The sequence below is a fragment of the Boseongicola sp. genome (assembly GCA_014075275.1).
Taxonomy (GTDB): domain Bacteria; phylum Pseudomonadota; class Alphaproteobacteria; order Rhodobacterales; family Rhodobacteraceae.
In genome coordinates this window covers 36,365-52,104 of sequence record CP046179.1, presented here as the reverse complement: position 1 = coordinate 52,104, position 15,740 = coordinate 36,365, and the positions used below count along the sequence as shown (strand labels likewise).

The following is a 15,740-nucleotide window of genomic DNA, read 5'->3' as shown; positions in this document are numbered from 1 at the left end:
CTGCAACCATGTTGCGAGGAGTCTCTGTTGTTTCGTTACTCATTTTTATCCCTCTTTATCCTGTTGGCCTGGATCAACGCGTTGAACCAGCTGCACCTTGACGTGCCGCAACGGTCAACCATGCTTGGAAAGCTTCCTCCAGACGACCGTGGTTCTTCGACCACCAATCGGCGTCTGACAGGATGTGAACCTTGTCATCGAAAGCCGGACCATTTGGAATTCGCGACAAAACATCATCCGACAGCATTGCGAGCGATGATTTCCGGGTTGGACCATTGGGCAAATGCGTCACCATATTAGCCAACGATTCACTGCTGCTTGCGAAGCGGATAAAGTCGATCGCTTCTTGTTTGTAACGGGTTCCTTTTGGGATGCCGAACAGGTCAAGTTCAATCACTCGACCATCAAAAATCATGGTGAACTCCGCACCTTCTTCTCGCGACGCAACAGCACCAGTCGTTGCCCAGACGGACGACATTGCAGCCTCGCCTGCGTTCAGCATTCTAATAGGTTCACGCCCGGTACTCCAAAGCTGAAGGTCTGGACGAATTGACTCCATCCTCGCAAAGGCGCGAACAACGCCCGCGTCGGTTTCCAGTGTCGAATAGACATCGTCCCGTGCAACTCCGTCGGCCATCAACGCCCATTCCATGATGACTGTTGGATCATTGCGAATTGCTCTGGGGCCCGGGAAATTTTCGGTATCGAAGAAATCCGCAATTGTCGCAGGTGGGCTGTCGCCAAAAGCATTGTTGTCATAGGCAAATGCCGTGCCCCAAACGATGACGCCGACGCCGCATTCGTTCAGCGCGCCCTCAACAAAATCATCGCTAGCCGGAGTTCCGTCTGCACCAGCCGGCAAGGAAATTCCGGATAAATCTTCCAATAGTCCTTCTTCACAGGCTCTAAGTGAATCGGCCTGCGTCAGATCAACCACATCCCAAATTACGTTGGCACTTTCGACTTGGTCACGGATTTCCGAAATGCCGCCGTTGTAGTGTGCAACATTAACACTAACATCATTTGCATTCTCGAAAGGCCGCACAAACCCCAGCATCTGGCTGCGCATATATGGGCCGGTCCATGACGTAAATGTAATCTCTGGACTCGGTTTCGCCATAGCTGCTGAATCCTGCGCCTGGCTGGCTCCTCCCGACAGTGTCATGAACATCACTGCACACGCAGTTAGCAATGCCCCACCTGAGCGGTCTCGATAACGACTCATGTGAATCCCCCGTTTGTTTGTTTTTGGAATGGAATATTTGCGCCGCGGCAGGAGCAGCAAAGCGCGCGATAATCTGGCCAAGCACGACGAAACTGTTGTTTCGCTCGGAACTGCATGATGTTGATCATATGAGTACAGACGATTGCTCGTGAAGGTGCCGTGAAAGCCATGCCACATGATTGTCACAAAGACGGGTCGCCGCATACAAAAAGCGACATCGGAATGTTAACAAACGACCAAATTTACACTCACGTCGAATAAATTGCGATAATATAAGCCCGTTTCATAGCGGAAAGCCCAATGTGTTTGTAACATTCATTGTCAGTAGCGCCCGCGATTGTAGAAATCGAATCTGTTTCACTGCAATCACTTTGAAATTGTGCCGACATTCAGCACATCAAAGCTGCTTTAAACAGTTGATTCTAAGGAACGTTATTCCATAGCTGAAATGTCGGATACTTTGTGAGAGTTCGCTTTACTCACAATGGCTCAGCGCAAATGATAAGTCAGTGCCGACTGCATCAGAAAAGCCAGCTTTTCAAGTTTCGCATCACCTAAATCGCCTAATAGCACCGCACGAGTACCATCATACTCGAAAGCTTCCGGAAAAATCTGCCGAAATTCCGAAACAACGCTGGTTTGGCAATGCGTGAAAATGGCTGCGCGACCGTCCCTCGCTTGCCCAAGCCGGACCGTTGTCCCAGATTTGGTCTCGGACGTCAGATACGCGGGCTGCCCCCACTCTTCTACCCTGCCCACTTCAGGGCATTCTATTGCAACTTGGTAAATAAGACGCCGAAGAGCCAATAGAACAGAATGACAGTCCGCCGGGATGGCATCAAACGCCTTCGCAACGTCAGCACTGGCAAACATATCACCCTGCGCCATCGCGATTCCTCTTCGATTCATGCCACCTGCAAACTGACCCTACCGGTATCCCGACTGGGTGGAATTCCAAATTTTCGGGTGTATTCCCGGCTGAACTGCGCGGGACTTTCGTATCCGACTTCAAAACTCGCAGCAGATACAGACCAATTCCCGCCCTGCAAAAGCCCGCGCGCTTCGATCATTCTCAAGTCCTTTTGATACTGAAGCGGCGTCGTTCCAGTTACCGCCTTGAAGTGCTCGTGAAATGAAGAAGCGCTCATTCCCACCAATTGCGCAAGGTCTGGAACAGCTAGCGGTTGACGGAAATCCGCACGGATTCTTGAGATTGCGCGTGCCACGCGGCTGGCGTGGCTATCAACTGCCAGCAAATTGCGCAGCATCCCCCCAAGCGACGACATCAATAGGCGGAAATGTAACTCGCGCAGAATGAGTGGCCCCAGAACATCAGCCTCAAGTGGCGTTTCGACCGCTACCAGATAACGTTCCAACGCATCGGCCCAAATCGGATCGGCAGCGCCCGCGCTCAGCGAACGTGCAACAGAGTCCGAGGGCACGTCCGCCCCAACTTGCTCGTATAGGCTGCGCACCACAGTCAGATCCAATGACAAGACAATTGCGAGATAGGGTGCTGCAGAACTTGCCTGGGTTATTTTTGAAACAACAGGTAGCTCGTGGCTGACAACTAGAGCATCGCCAGCACTCAATGCGACCGACATACGACCAATAGCCGTTTCTTTCGCCCCTCGTAAGATCAGACAAACGACCGGATTGTAAACAACTGCCTCAATCGCGCTGGGGCGATCTTTGCGCAGCACAATAAGCCCGGGATGCAAACTAGCGTTATTTGTCTGAAATTTAGCTTCATATCGCTCTGCGCGCTCTATTAAAGTTGCCAGTGTCAAATGCCGCTCCTTTCATTGCCATCTTTAGAGTCTACGGTCGAAAAATTCACCTAAAAATTCTAAACCTCGTAGGAATAGGCAGAAAATTCACAGGATGATGCAAGCCAGATTAACGGCAAGTCTCTAAGTTCATCACAGATCAACAGAACTCAGGACGAATTGAAATGACCATGCAAACACTCGAGCTAAATGAAACGACAGTCATGCCAATGGTTGGTTTCGGCACTTATCTGATCTCTGACGAAATGGTACCGATGGCCGTGTCCACAGCTATACAAAACGGGTATCGCCACATTGACACTGCAGCCGGATACCAAAACGAAACCGGGGTCGGAGCGGGAATTCGTGAGGCTCTTTCGGCAAACGGACTTCAACGCGATGACGTTTTCATTACCACCAAACTTTGGCCCGGCAATGCCGCCTGGGGGGATGCGCCAAAAACCTACGACCAGACTGTCGAAGCGTTCGAAGAAAGCCTCGCCAAACTCGATACTGATTTTGTCGACCTCTATCTGATCCACGCGCCGTCGGGCGGTGACGAACGCCTGGACCAATGGCGCGCCCTCTTAGATCTTAAATCTGCGGGCAAGGCACGCGCGGTTGGCGTCAGCAACTTCACAACTGCCCATTTGGACGAAATCAACGATGCCGGCCTGCCAGAGCCCGACGCTAATCAGATCGAGCTACATCCCTGGTCTCAGAAGCCCGAGTTGATCGCGCATATGAACGCGCATGGCATCGCACCTATAGCGTATTCCAGTCTTGCACCACTTTCGACATGGCGCACGGAACCTGGCCAAGACAGTGCCAAAACCGAGGACATGAAAGGCCAAAGCGCACCATTCAAGGCGTTGGCTCAGAAATACAATACCACCGAAGCGCAGTTACTTTTGCGCTGGGGCGTCCAGAACGGTTACGCGGTTTTGCCGAAGAGTCTGAATTCCGGACGCATGCAACAGAACATCGATCTCTTTTCTTTCCGTATCGAAGACAGTGACATGGCGGACATTCAGGCGATGGATCGCGGCGAAGCCCTGGCTTGGGCAACTGGTGATCCAAGCATGATGGGGTGATAGTTTAACGCTAAACAATAATTGCGAAATGGACACCTGTAAAAAGACATGTTCGACAGTTGTGTATACCGCGGATCGGTCTATTTAAGATGAGACAATGCCAACAGGAGTTAAACGTATGAAGACCGCCGAAAACTATCTGGCCGAAGCCAACGCCGTCGTTCCCAAAATATCAGCCGAAGACGGCATCGCCAAACATGCCGCAGGTGGCAGCGTTTTTGTCGATGTTCGCGACAGCGGCGAAATTGCTGCCTCGGGCACAATTGCGGGCGCGCTGCGTATCTCGCGTGGCATGATGGAGTTTCGCGGTGACGACACCCACGCCCTGCATCATCCAGGCCTGAGCAAGGATGCCGATATCGTTTTGATCTGCGGTGCCGGTGGACAGGCCGCGTTGACCGGCAAGACCATGAAGGACATGGGGTATCAGAACGTCTCTAATGTTGGCGGGTTTTCGTCCTGGAAAGAGGCTGGCGGTCCGGTCGAAGACTAAATTGCGCCGGGCCTTCCGGCCCCGTCGCGACGGGCGGGGGACGCTGTCCCCCGCACCCCCTGGGATATTTCCGGGCCAATAATGTGCTAGATCAGCGAAAGCTGGCAAAAGGTATATAGCGCACGAGATCACCCGCAGCGATCTTTTGACCACCATCGCCCAACTCGACCAGGCCATCGGCCCAGGCCAACCCGGAAATACGCCCAGATCCTTCTGAAGCAAAGACCTCTGCGCGGCCGTCCGCCGTCATTCTGGCGCGCAGGTATTCCCGGCGTCCAGGTTTTTTGGTCTTTGCAAAGGCGGCGGGAACCTTAAACGACTGCGGCGTTTTCCAGGGCTCGCCGGCCATGACCCCAAGCGCGGGACGCGCAAATATCATTGCGCAGACCAGCGCAGCAACCGGATTGCCGGGCAAGCCGAAAATTGGGCACCCGTTCCAAAGTCCCAGAGCCAGAGGCCGCCCAGGCTTCAAGGCGATGCGCCAATCCTGCCGAAAACCCTCTTCGCCAAGAATGGCCGCCAGATGATCTTCGTCGCCAGCAGAGGCTCCACCGGAAGTCAAAATTGCATCGACCTTTCTGGCAGATGCATCCAGCACGCCGCGCAGCTTCTCGCGATCGTCGCCAACATGTTCGAGATCAACGGCTTCGAAACCCCATTCCGCCAACAAGCTCAACAACATGGGCCGGTTGGCGTCAAATGTGCGCGCCAGATCAAAGGTGCTGCCAGGTGCTGCCAGTTCGTCCCCGGTTGATAGCACGCCAACCTTTAGTGGGCGCCGCACCTGCACTTCGGTCACACCAGTTGCTGCCAATATGGCGCGCTCCGGTGGCCCAAGCCTCTTTCCTGCGGTTGCCACGACTTGTCCGGCATCAACATCTTCGCCCGCGCGGCGGCAGTTCGCACCGAGTTTGACAGGACCATTAAACGCGATGTGTGTTTCGTCGTGGGCCACATCTTCTTCCAGAATAACGGTGTCGACTCCGCCCGGCAGCAGTGCTCCGGTCAAGATGCGGACGGCTTTTCCAGCTGGCACATTGCCGGAATACGGCTGCCCTGCAGCTGCACGCCCCGACACCAACGGCAATTTCTGGTCTCCGCCCCCTGTTGCGGCATGGGCAAACCCATAGCCGTCCACCGCAGAATTAGCGGCAGGGGGATTGGCGCGCTGCGCTAAAACATCTTCGGCAAGGATCAGACCGGCAGCTTCAACTGCCGGCTTGGTTTCGACCGCCGTCACGCAAACCATGCCCGCCTCAAGGCGCTCCAATGCCTGATCTACCGGCGTCCAATCGACGCCCGGCGGCAATGCAAAACAGTCGTTATTCAGCCTTGGTGGCTTTAGATCGGACATTTGCTCCCCGTGGGATCAGATCGACACAACCCCTTCAAAAGACATCATAACTGAAGCTCGGATTGAATGAAATCCGCGATGGCGTTGGTATCATCAAGCTGAAAAGCTGGGCGACCGGTCAGTATCTTGCCGCAGTCCGATGCAATGGCACGTACATTGTCGTCTCCTTCGCCAAGGATATCGGCCTTGCTGACAGCGCGATGAACCTCGATTTTAGGGAAATTCTCTAACTTGTATCCCTCGACCAGCACCAAATCCACGGGTGAAAGCCTTTGCCGAAGATCATCAAACCCAGGCTCGGGCGCATCACGCAACTCATGCATCAGGGCCCAGCGGGCACCGCTGGTCAGCATAACTTCACTGGCTCCGGCGGCACGATGGCGAAAACTGTCGGTGCCCTCATGATCCACATCAAAGGCGTGGTGGGCATGCTTGATAGTCGAAACCATAAAGCCGCGCGCCACAAACTCGGCCACCAACCGTGTTACAAGCCCTGTTTTGCCTGAGTTTTTCCATCCGACAACTCCGTAAACCTTCATGTTGATGCCTCCAGTAGGGTTTGGGCACGCTCAAGATCTTCCGGCGTGTTGACGTTGAAAAATGGATCAAACGGCTGGTCGTCGAAGTCAGCCATCGCAGTCCCGTGCTCGTCTGTCCAGGCAACGACCTTGCGCACGCCATCCATCAATGCCGCGCGCAGATCGTTGCGTAAATCTACCGGCCAATATCCAAATGTTGGATGTCGTCCGTTTTCGGTGCGCGCAAGCGCGATGGGTTTACCCGCAACATCAGCAGCGAGCATGAGCTGGGGCACCAGATCACAAGGGAAAAAGGGCGTGTCAGCTGCAGCCGTTACAATGTGGGTAGCCCCTTTTTCGGCAGCCCAGTCGAGACCAGCCAGAACCCCCGCCAGTGGTCCGGCGAACCCGTCGACAGAATCCGGAATTACCGGCAGTCCCAGGTCATCAAACCGGCTGGCGTCGCCGTTTGCATTTAACGCCAGATCTGCAACTTGTGGCTGCAACCGTGCCACCACTTGGCTCATGATCGTGCCGCCGCCCAGGGGCAACAAACCCTTGTCGCCGCCGCCCATCCGAGTCGCCAAACCACCTGCCAAAATGACACCTAAGGGTTGCTTCACGATGTTCGCCAATCTGTCAGCTGTGCGCGAAAATCTTTTGCCGTCATGCCACCTGGCAAAGCCGCATCCGGCACAACCAACATCGATACAGCGGACCGAAACACCGTTCCGCCCTTCACAGTTTTGATTGCATCGATCGCTGACCACTTCAGGCGACGTTCTGAGACGCCATCACGGATCCGTACGCCCATCTGATTGAAATCCACTTGCGTTTCACCAGCGCGATCCCAATGGCTGCCGACTTCGTCCCAGAAACGGCTCATGCGCGTGCGCTGTAAATAGGAAAATGCCGCGACCATAACACCGGCTCCGGCCAATCCAGCCACGGTGAAATACGGCGTTAGGCCATAGGCGGTAATGGCAAAAGTGACCAACAACAAGCCAAACCATATACCTGCCCAGATGATGGCGCGCTTCAAAAAGGGCTCGGGCGGCACGATGCTTTGCCACCATCCTGTCATTGCGCGGCGCGTCAGCGCCCGGTCATATGCAAAGCGCACGCTAATGTTGTCGCTCATTCCTTCGCCCCCTTGCGTCTGTTTCGACGCTCGTCGTCGCTGACAGATTTGGGATCTGCATCCCGAACCAGGCGATCTTCACCGGCCAGGCAAATGAACCTGCGCCCCCTCATTCTGCCAATCAACGTCAAGCCAACCTCGCGCGCAATATCGACGCCCCATGCTGTAAACCCAGACCGCGACGCAAGCGCCGGGATGCCCATCATCGCGCATTTAATGACCATTTCCGATGTTAGCCGTCCGGTGGTGTAAAGTATCTTGTCGTCGCCTGTTACGCCCTCCGACAGCATCCAGCCTGCAATTTTGTCGACCGCATTATGGCGTCCGACGTCTTCCATATAGACCAAAGGGCGGTCGCCCTGACACAGCACCGTGCCATGAATGGCGCCCGCCGCCAGATAAAGCGACGGCGTGCGGTTGATCTGGTCCGCCAGCGCATAAAGCCAAGATGTGCGCACTTCGGTGCTCGGCAGGCTGATACCTTCCAGCCCCTCCATCATGTCGCCAAACACAGTCCCAACTGCGCAACCACTGGTGCGGGTTTTCTTTTTCAGCTTCTCTTCGTAATCCGTCTCGCCGTCGGTGCGCACCACGACAGTTTCCAAATCTCTGTCGAAATCGACACCCAGAACCACTTCGCCTTCCTGCAGCATGCCCTGGTTCTTCAAGAACCCAAGCGCAAGATACTTTGGATAGTCCCCGATGGTCATTGCCGTCACAATCTCCTGCCCGTTCAGGAAGATCGTCAAAGGCCGCTCTTCAACCACAGCAATTTCGCTGGGGCGGCCATGCTCGTCCAGCCCACTGACGGCTCGGGTCAGACCGTCATCCAACGGATCTGGCCTGATCAGGAATTGATCCGCATTGTCACCCTGCATGAATTGTAGAACTCTCCTACCTGCGGTATTCGCAATAGGAACACTAGGACGACCCGATGGCATCGACCACCACAAAATCGGCGTTTCGCGCAGGCTTTATTGCCGGCCTTCCCTTTGTCGTGATCGGCATTCCGTTTGCGATGCTTTTTGGCGTGGTTGCAACCGAGGCTGGATTAACTGTTCCACAGACAATGGGTTTTTCGGTTTTAGTAATTGCTGGTGCGTCGCAATTCACAGCCGTCCAACTGATGACCGAGGCCGTACCAGTATGGGTTGTTCTGGCCGCGTCTCTGGCAGTTAATTTGCGGATGGCCATGTATTCGGCCAGCCTGCAACCCCACTTGCGCGAAGCAACGTTCTGGCAGCGGGTTCTGGTTGCCTATCTAAATGTCGACGCCAGCTATGCCGTCTCGATCAGCCGCTATGAAGACCCACCAGAGCTTACAACACACGAAAAAGTCACGTTTTTCATGGGCACAATGATCCTGACGTTCCCTTTGTGGTTCATCTTCACCTATGTGGGCGCCGTCGCCGGTTCCGCCATCCCCGAGGGCATCGCGCTCGATTTTGCCATGCCAATCCTATTCTTCTCGCTGGTTGGCCCAATGCTGAAAACACTGGCGCACCTGGCTGCCGCCGTAAGCTCTGTCGTGCTGGCACTGATCTTCACGATCCTGCCCTCGGGCATCGGCATTCTGATTGCCGGGGTAATCGCCATGGCCGTTGGGGCCGAGGTGGAAAGGCGACGCGGACGATGAGCTATTCAACCTTTGAAATCTGGACCATCATCGTCCTACTCGGGATAGGCACATACTTCAGCCGCTTCTCGTTTTTTGGCCTGGTCGGCGATCGGAAGATGCCCGATTGGGTACTGCGACACCTCCGTTATACCCCTGTGGCTGTGCTTCCGGGTCTGGTTGCTCCGCTGGCAATCTGGCCCGTCGCAACCGATGGTGATCCCGACCCAGCGCGACTGGCAGCAGCTTTTGCGGCTCTGGCGCTCAGCTATCTGACGAAGAATATGCTTTGGGGAGTTATCGCTGGCGGTGCGACTTTGATAGTTCTGCAGAACCTGCTCTAACCGCCAACCAAAGACGCTTCTATCAGTACATTGTGGTTCTTATCGGCATCGTCATCGGTTACCAACCGATCCGTCGCTCCTGGAAAAGCCGCGATGTCGGCCGCAAGAGCTTTCGGAAAATACGTTACCCCCACGCCTTCAAAACCTGGAACCTGCGCCAATATTCGCGTGATCGACAAGGCGCACTGAGCTTGTGGCACTGCACCATAGCTTTTTGCCAACTGCGCCGCCGCCCGCGCCTGCGCCAAAGTCACTTCGACTTCCTGTATGCGCACATCCCACGTCTGGCGGGCGTGGTAATCGATATAGACGGCAAGCGCACGCTCACTCATCCCAAACAAAACGTCATTGCGCTCTGGCACGAACGACACAGCAAATGACCCCGCCGGATCGAACAAAATCCGTTCTTCACCACTGATCATCAACGCCGAATGTCCGCCGGATCCGCTTTGACGGTTAATGACAGTGAACAGCGTAAGCATCGGTGGTCCACCGGACTTATAAGCGGCCGACTTCACGACTTCGTCCGGGGCCCAGACCGGCTGGGCCGGACCACCGCAAGCAGCAAGCAATATCGGAAGCAGCCCCAGCAGCGCGACACGTCGCATCCGCCAAAGGGCCAGAGGCATCAGGTGTTAAAGATCGCCAGGAAAATCAGAATGCCAATCGAAAAGATCGCAACGTTCTTCGACCAGCGTATAAAGCCAACAAACGTCCGCTCGTGGTCTTCGATCTTCATTTCGCCATGCTTGTGATCGGACATTTTTAACTCTCCGGAATCTCTTTCATTGTTCCCTAGCGCAAAGCCCATTCGCTGTCACGCAGGAAGGCCGGGGCAGTGTGCCGCAGGTCAGGCTTCGTTCAACGATTCAGCCAGCTCAAAGCCAATTCTCCGAGGCGGTTCGGCAGCCACGGCCTTGGGGTTCGCACGCAGCACAACGTTCAGTTGGCTGACATGCTGAACCAATTGAATGCGCGCGCCGCCCATATCGCTACCGTAAAAGGTCACGATGTCAGGATCGAAATACCCCAAACCTTCGATACGCAGAACGCCCGCCCCTGTATCCGTTAAACCCATCGCAACTTCATGTTCATTATCAAGTGTTTGCTCAAAATTCTTGATGTAAAGAATCAAGCGCTCATAGGCCCATTCTGCCGGGCTTTTCTGGTCAACGGGCTTCCTCGCAATGGCGTCCGGCAATGGCTCTTGTTCCGCTGTCGGCGGGCATCCTTCCGGGTTTGTATGCACAGCGCGCCCGATCCGCATCGCGCTCGCTTCGGCCACCTCAGCGGTGGTGTTGATCTCATCAGCCATCGGTTACCCCTTTGTCTGCCACATATAAGCGCCATCATCCCGCACTACGCGCGAAACGCGCCCAAGGTGCCACAGATGCAAACAATGCGCCATCGCCTCGACCATCGCCAAGCCATACTCACCATCGCCAATCTGGCGTTTGAATAGAGGAAGGAAACACTCGACTGCCGTGCGAGGCTCGCTCAGATGTTCATCCAGGCGGCGCAATGCGCTTTCATGGTTTTCGATCAATTGATCCAACCGCGTGGGCAGTCCGACAAACGGCAATTTGTGACCCGGCAGAATCATTTGGTTAGGAAGCGCAAAAATCTTGAATCGCTCGCAACTTTCCATCCATTCCGCCACCGGATCAGCCGTGGGCTCAGTCGCATAGACCCCAAGATTAGGCGAGATTGAAGGCAACAACTGATCCCCGCCAAGAACGATAGATGAATCGCTGGACCAGAGCGTTGCATGCTCGGGCGCATGTCCGTTGCCGGTCAAAACCATCCAGGACCGCCCGCCCAATTCCAGATATTGCTCGTCCTGCAACCGGGTGTATCCCAGTGGCAATGGCGCAACCACGTCGGCAAAATTGAACGGTCGCGCGACTAAACGTTCGGCCAGAATATCCGGCGCCATTCCGGCGGCCTTCCAGAATTCCACAGTCTCCGGTGCCGGACGGTCCTGAACATCCAGCGTCAACATCCGTTCCATCAGCCAGGCGGTGCGAGTTGTCAGCAACTCTGCACCATGTTCTGCCTGAAACCATCCCGCCAACCCAATGTGGTCCGGATGATGATGGGTGACCACGACTCGTTTCACGGGCTTCCCGGCAAGTGGGCCATCCAGGACCTTTTGCCAGATACTCCGCGCGCGCTTGGTATCGAACCCCGTGTCCACAATAGTCCAGCCATCGCCTTCATCCAGTGCATAGACATTCACATGGTCCAGCGCCATCGGCAGCGGAAACCGCAACCACAAGATACCTTCGGCCACCTCAATGGCTTCGCCCGGACCGGGCGGCGATTCATAGGGATATCGAAGTGACCTTTGCATGTCCGGCATTAGGCGTAAAGATCATCAATACTAAGGTCGAACAACCCCTCTGCCCCTACCGAAACCTGCCGCAAAAGCGACGCGTGTTCGGGCAGCAAACGCGCCACATAAAACCGCGCCAAAGCCGATCTTGGTCCGGCACCGCCTTCCGCCATTGCCGCCCGCGCATGATAATGGGCGCCGAGAACGCGGGCAAAAGCCCGCAGATAGGGCACCGCCACCGCAAACCGATCTTCCATCGGCTGATCGACCAACGATTCCGTCGCCTCGCGCAATGTCTCGGCCGCACTCCAAATCGCATCACCCAGTTCCGGCAAAGAGCGGCGCGCTTTTTCTGCCCCAGCTTCGATCTCATCCAGCAAGGCAAAAGCTGCCTCGCCCCCATCCATCAACTTGCGCCCGACCAGATCCATGGCCTGTATGCCGTTGGTGCCTTCATAGATCGAAGTAATTCGCACATCCCGCAGAAACTGCGCCGCACCAGTTTCCTCGATAAACCCCATACCGCCGTGAACCTGGACCCCGGCGCTGGCCACGGCCTCGCCCACATCGGTGCCGAACGCCTTGGCAATCGGCGTCAGAAACGCCGCCCGCGCCGACCATGCCGCGCTGCCAGTCGCCTTCTCCATGTCCAAGGCCACCGAACATGCCAGCCCAATCGAGCGCGCCGCAAAGATGTCGGCTTTCATCGCCATCAGCATTCGACGCACATCGGCGTGTTCGATGATCGCGCCCGAACCGCCGACACGCCCCTGCTTGCGATCCTTCGCATAGTCCAGAGCATGTTGATACGCCGCCTCAGCCACGCCCACACCCTGCATCCCGACCCCCAGCCGCGCGTTGTTCATCATCGTAAACATCGGCTGCCATGCCGCCGTTTTCTTCACCAACCAGCCAGCCTGTCGCGCCGTCGTATTGCATGACACAAGTGGGTGAGCCGTGAATGCCCAACTTATGCTCCAGTGAAACCACCTTCAGCGCGTTCGCGACCCCCAACGCCCCACCATCATCCGGCAATATCTTCGGCACCAAAAACAGGCTGATCCCCTTAGTCCCTGACACCGCCTCCGGCAGTCGCGCCAGAACCAGATGCACCACATTCTCGGTCAAATCCCCATCACCCCAGGTGATGAAAATCTTCTGCCCAGTCACCGCATAGGAACCATCGCCATTCGGCTCGGCCTTACTTCGGATCGCCCCGACATCGCTGCCCGCCTGCGGTTCCGTCAGGTTCATCGTCCCTGACCATTCGCCTGAGATCAGTTTCGGCAGATACAGCGCCTTCAACGCATCGCTCGCGTGATGCTCCAACGCTTCGATCTGCCCCAAAGTCAAAAGCGGATTCAATGCCAATGACAAACAGGCCCCCGACATCATGTCATTCAGAGCCGTGGTCACCGTAAACGGCAAACCCATACCGCCGAACTCCGGCGCAGCAGAGGTGCCAACCCAGCCCCCGTCAGCTATGGCCCGATACGCCTCAATGAACCCAAGCGAAGACCGCACAACACCGTTCTCCAGCCGCGCGGGCTCCAGATCGCTGCCTCGGTTCAACGGAGCGATCACATCATCGCAAAGTTTCGCCGCCTCTCCCAGAACTGCCGTCACGACATCAGGCGTGGCATCGCTGAAACGATCCGTCGCAACGACGTCTGAAAACCCCACAACATGCTCAAGCGAAAAGCGAATATCGGACTCTGCTGATCTGTAGGTCATCCCCAATCCCCAAACCGCGACTTGGCAATTCCTGCCTGCGCGGATAATTCCTGTCAAAGCACCGGGGAAGCATGCGTGGCGACGCATCATGCTGCAACCCGGACGCAATGTCATGGAAGGCCGATTGTGCAGCCGAAGACCACTGTAATTCTGGGTTCAGACCCCACCGACATCGCCCGCGCCGCCGACATGTTGCGACGCGGCGACCTTGTGGCGTTCCCCACTGAAACCGTCTACGGGCTTGGAGCCGATGCCACCAATGATCAGGCCGTGGCCAGTATCTTCGCCGCCAAAGACCGCCCCAGCTTAAATCCGCTAATCGCTCACGTCCCCGATGTCGCAGCCGTGGCCGCCCTTTGCGATATTCCACCCCAGGCCGCCGCCCTCGCGTCGGCCTTCTGGCCCGGTGCGTTGACATTGGTGCTACCACTGCGCGCAAACAGCGGTATTTCCCAACTGGTCACCGCAGGTGGTAACCTTCTGGCAGTCCGCGTGCCCGACGCCCCCATCGCGCAGTCCATTTTGCACGCCGCAGGCCGACCGATTGCTGCGCCCTCGGCAAATCCGTCAGGCCGCATCTCTCCCACATCAGCCGAGCATGTCATGGCAGGGTTATCCGGGCGCATTGATGCCGTTATCGACGGCGGCCCCTGCCCGATTGGCGTGGAGTCGACCATTATCGGATTTGCAGACGGCCCCCAATTGCTACGGGCCGGAGGCGTGCCCGCTGAGGCCATCGAAGCCTGTCTTGGCGAAACGCTCGCCCCGGCCCCGACAACTGAAACACCCATCGCCCCCGGCCAACTGGCCTCTCATTACGCGCCAGGTGCGGCGGTTAGACTGAACGCGGTCGAGGCCGACAACGAGGAATTCCACATCGGCTTTGGTGAGGTTGAGGGCAAGATATCGCTGTCATCGACAGGCGATATGGTCGAGGCCGCCGCAAACCTCTTCAGACTTCTGCATCAGGCTGACCAAAGCGGCAAACCGATTGCCGTTACCCCAATACCAAACCGGGGCCTCGGCCGCGCGATCAATGATCGGTTGCGCCGCGCTGCCGCGCCGCGCGGTTAAGGGGGCTTTGCCCCCGCCGTCCTGCGGACGACTCCCCCAGAGTTTTTTCGATCAGAAGAAGGAAAATTTTAATCAAATTGTATCAGCATTAGAGGGCGGTACAGGTGGGAGCACCGATGACCGCATCAGGAGAAGCACCCCGGTGATCGACAAGGTCATCGGGGTGTCATTTCGTTCTTCTTCTGATGGAAAATACTCCGGGGTTAGGGGCAGAGCCCCTACCGCGATCCGGGCGCAGCCCGGGGCGCGATCAACTTACAGGTTTTCGACCTGCATCATCCCAAGAATATGATAACCGCCATCAACGCAAATAATCTCGCCTGTCGTGAAAGCGCCCTGATCCGACGCCAAATAAACTGCTGTGCCACCGACCGCATCTAAAGTCGCGTTGGACCGCATCGGCGCGTTCATCTCAGTCGTTTTGTAAGTCTTGCGCGCGCCACCAATCGCAGCCCCAGCCAGCGTCTTCATGGGCCCAGGCGAAATCGCATTCACCCGGATGCCTTCGGGGCCCAGATCGTTCGCCAGATACCGCACCGCCGATTCCAGCGCCGCCTTCGCCACACCCATCACATTGTAATTCGGCTGCACCCGGTTTGACCCCATATAGGTCAGCGTCATCATCGAACCGCCTTTGCTCATCAAAGGCCGCGCCCGCCGAGCAACGTCGACAAAGGAATAACACGAGATATCCAGCGAATTCTTGAAGTTATCGCGACTCGTATCAATGAACCGCCCTGTCAGCTCGTTCTTGTCGGAATAGGCAATCGAGTGCACGAGAAAGTCCAGCGACCCCCAGCGATCCCCGATCATCTTGAACGCGGCATCCATCGACGCGTCATTCGTCACGTCGACGTCCACCAGCATATCCGAGCCAACGCTTTCCGCCAAAGGCTCCAACCGCTTGCCAAACGCCTCGCCCTGATACGAAAACGCCAGTTCCGCGCCTTCATCCGCCAGCGCTTTCGCGATGCCCCAGGCGATGGACCGCTCGTTGGCCACGCCCATTACCAGCCCGCGTTTTCCTGTCATCAGTCCCGGCAT

The 15,740-nt window shown here is 56.3% G+C and carries 18 protein-coding genes and 1 pseudogene; 5 read left to right on the top strand and 14 right to left on the bottom strand.

The features are described from left to right. Positions 1-73 precede the first annotated feature (73 nt). The 3 genes from GKR98_00245 to GKR98_00235 all read right to left on the bottom strand — a co-directional run bounded on the left by GKR98_00245 (position 74) and on the right by GKR98_00235 (position 3,015). Complete coding sequence (locus GKR98_00245) at positions 74-1,429, bottom strand: extracellular solute-binding protein (protein QMU56768.1); 1,356 nt, start codon at positions 1,427-1,429, stop codon at positions 74-76. Positions 1,430-1,714: 285 nt separating this feature from the next. Continuing rightward, entirely contained in the window at positions 1,715-2,113 is a 399-nt protein-coding gene (locus tag GKR98_00240) for a DUF1801 domain-containing protein (GenBank protein QMU56767.1), read from the bottom strand. A 17-nt stretch (positions 2,114-2,130) separates the two neighbouring features. Continuing rightward, complete coding sequence (locus tag GKR98_00235) at positions 2,131-3,015, bottom strand: helix-turn-helix domain-containing protein (protein ID QMU56766.1); 885 nt, start codon at positions 3,013-3,015, stop codon at positions 2,131-2,133. Positions 3,016-3,179: 164 nt separating this feature from the next. Here GKR98_00235 and GKR98_00230 point away from each other — a divergent pair, with 164 nt between their 5' ends. Next, a complete protein-coding gene (locus GKR98_00230; GenBank protein ID QMU56765.1) occupies positions 3,180-4,088 on the top strand; it encodes an aldo/keto reductase in 909 nt (302 codons plus the stop codon). A gap of 118 nt (positions 4,089-4,206) precedes the next feature. Next, positions 4,207-4,581, top strand: a complete 375-nt coding sequence (locus tag GKR98_00225) for a rhodanese-like domain-containing protein (GenBank protein ID QMU56764.1) — start codon at positions 4,207-4,209, stop codon at positions 4,579-4,581. A gap of 91 nt (positions 4,582-4,672) precedes the next feature. Here GKR98_00225 and GKR98_00220 read toward each other — a convergent pair whose 3' ends face one another. The 5 genes from GKR98_00220 to GKR98_00200 are packed head-to-tail and all read right to left on the bottom strand — an operon-like array spanning position 4,673 to position 8,472. Then, a complete protein-coding gene (locus tag GKR98_00220; protein QMU56763.1) occupies positions 4,673-5,935 on the bottom strand; it encodes a molybdopterin molybdenumtransferase MoeA in 1,263 nt (420 codons plus the stop codon). A gap of 44 nt (positions 5,936-5,979) precedes the next feature. Beyond that, positions 5,980-6,474: a molybdopterin-guanine dinucleotide biosynthesis protein B gene (gene mobB, locus GKR98_00215; protein ID QMU56762.1), complete on the bottom strand. Its 495-nt coding sequence runs from the start codon at positions 6,472-6,474 to the stop codon at positions 5,980-5,982. After that, positions 6,471-7,076, bottom strand: coding sequence for a molybdenum cofactor guanylyltransferase MobA (mobA, locus tag GKR98_00210; protein QMU56761.1), 606 nt, complete (start codon positions 7,074-7,076; stop codon positions 6,471-6,473). Before mobA ends, mobB begins: the two co-directional genes overlap by 4 nt. Further along, positions 7,073-7,594 (bottom strand): hypothetical protein, encoded by a 522-nt coding sequence (locus GKR98_00205; GenBank protein QMU56760.1) that lies wholly within the window; start codon positions 7,592-7,594, stop codon positions 7,073-7,075. Before GKR98_00205 ends, mobA begins: the two co-directional genes overlap by 4 nt. After that, positions 7,591-8,472, bottom strand: coding sequence for a sulfurtransferase FdhD (locus GKR98_00200; GenBank protein ID QMU56759.1), 882 nt, complete (start codon positions 8,470-8,472; stop codon positions 7,591-7,593). The genes GKR98_00205 and GKR98_00200 overlap by 4 nt, the downstream gene beginning before the upstream one ends. A gap of 56 nt (positions 8,473-8,528) precedes the next feature. On the opposite strand from GKR98_00200, the gene GKR98_00195 reads away from it, so the two are divergent. After that, on the top strand, positions 8,529-9,230 hold the full coding sequence (locus GKR98_00195) for a branched-chain amino acid ABC transporter permease (GenBank protein ID QMU56758.1): 702 nt from the start codon (positions 8,529-8,531) through the stop codon (positions 9,228-9,230). Further along, entirely contained in the window at positions 9,227-9,553 is a 327-nt protein-coding gene (locus GKR98_00190; GenBank protein ID QMU56757.1) for an AzlD domain-containing protein, read from the top strand. Before GKR98_00195 ends, GKR98_00190 begins: the two co-directional genes overlap by 4 nt. Here the strand turns inward: GKR98_00190 and GKR98_00185 are convergent. The 5 genes and pseudogenes from GKR98_00185 to GKR98_00165 all read right to left on the bottom strand — a co-directional run bounded on the left by GKR98_00185 (position 9,550) and on the right by GKR98_00165 (position 13,622). Next, positions 9,550-10,161 (bottom strand): hypothetical protein, encoded by a 612-nt coding sequence (locus GKR98_00185; GenBank protein ID QMU59914.1) that lies wholly within the window; start codon positions 10,159-10,161, stop codon positions 9,550-9,552. The two genes, GKR98_00190 and GKR98_00185, sit on opposite strands and share 4 nt — an antisense overlap. Positions 10,162-10,181: 20 nt before the next feature. Next, positions 10,182-10,316 (bottom strand): aa3-type cytochrome c oxidase subunit IV, encoded by a 135-nt coding sequence (locus tag GKR98_00180; GenBank protein QMU56756.1) that lies wholly within the window; start codon positions 10,314-10,316, stop codon positions 10,182-10,184. An 87-nt stretch (positions 10,317-10,403) separates the two neighbouring features. Further along, positions 10,404-10,868 (bottom strand): hypothetical protein, encoded by a 465-nt coding sequence (locus GKR98_00175; protein ID QMU56755.1) that lies wholly within the window; start codon positions 10,866-10,868, stop codon positions 10,404-10,406. A gap of 3 nt (positions 10,869-10,871) precedes the next feature. Then, positions 10,872-11,906, bottom strand: a complete 1,035-nt coding sequence (locus GKR98_00170; protein ID QMU56754.1) for an MBL fold metallo-hydrolase — start codon at positions 11,904-11,906, stop codon at positions 10,872-10,874. Positions 11,907-11,914: 8 nt separating this feature from the next. Next, positions 11,915-13,622, bottom strand: a pseudogene (locus GKR98_00165) (acyl-CoA dehydrogenase). 189 nt (positions 13,623-13,811) lie between these two features. Between GKR98_00165 and GKR98_00160 the strand changes: the two are divergent. Further along, entirely contained in the window at positions 13,812-14,696 is an 885-nt protein-coding gene (locus GKR98_00160; protein ID QMU59913.1) for a threonylcarbamoyl-AMP synthase, read from the top strand. 255 nt (positions 14,697-14,951) lie between these two features. Here GKR98_00160 and GKR98_00155 read toward each other — a convergent pair whose 3' ends face one another. Then, positions 14,952-15,740, bottom strand: coding sequence for an SDR family oxidoreductase (locus tag GKR98_00155; GenBank protein QMU56753.1), 789 nt, complete (start codon positions 15,738-15,740; stop codon positions 14,952-14,954).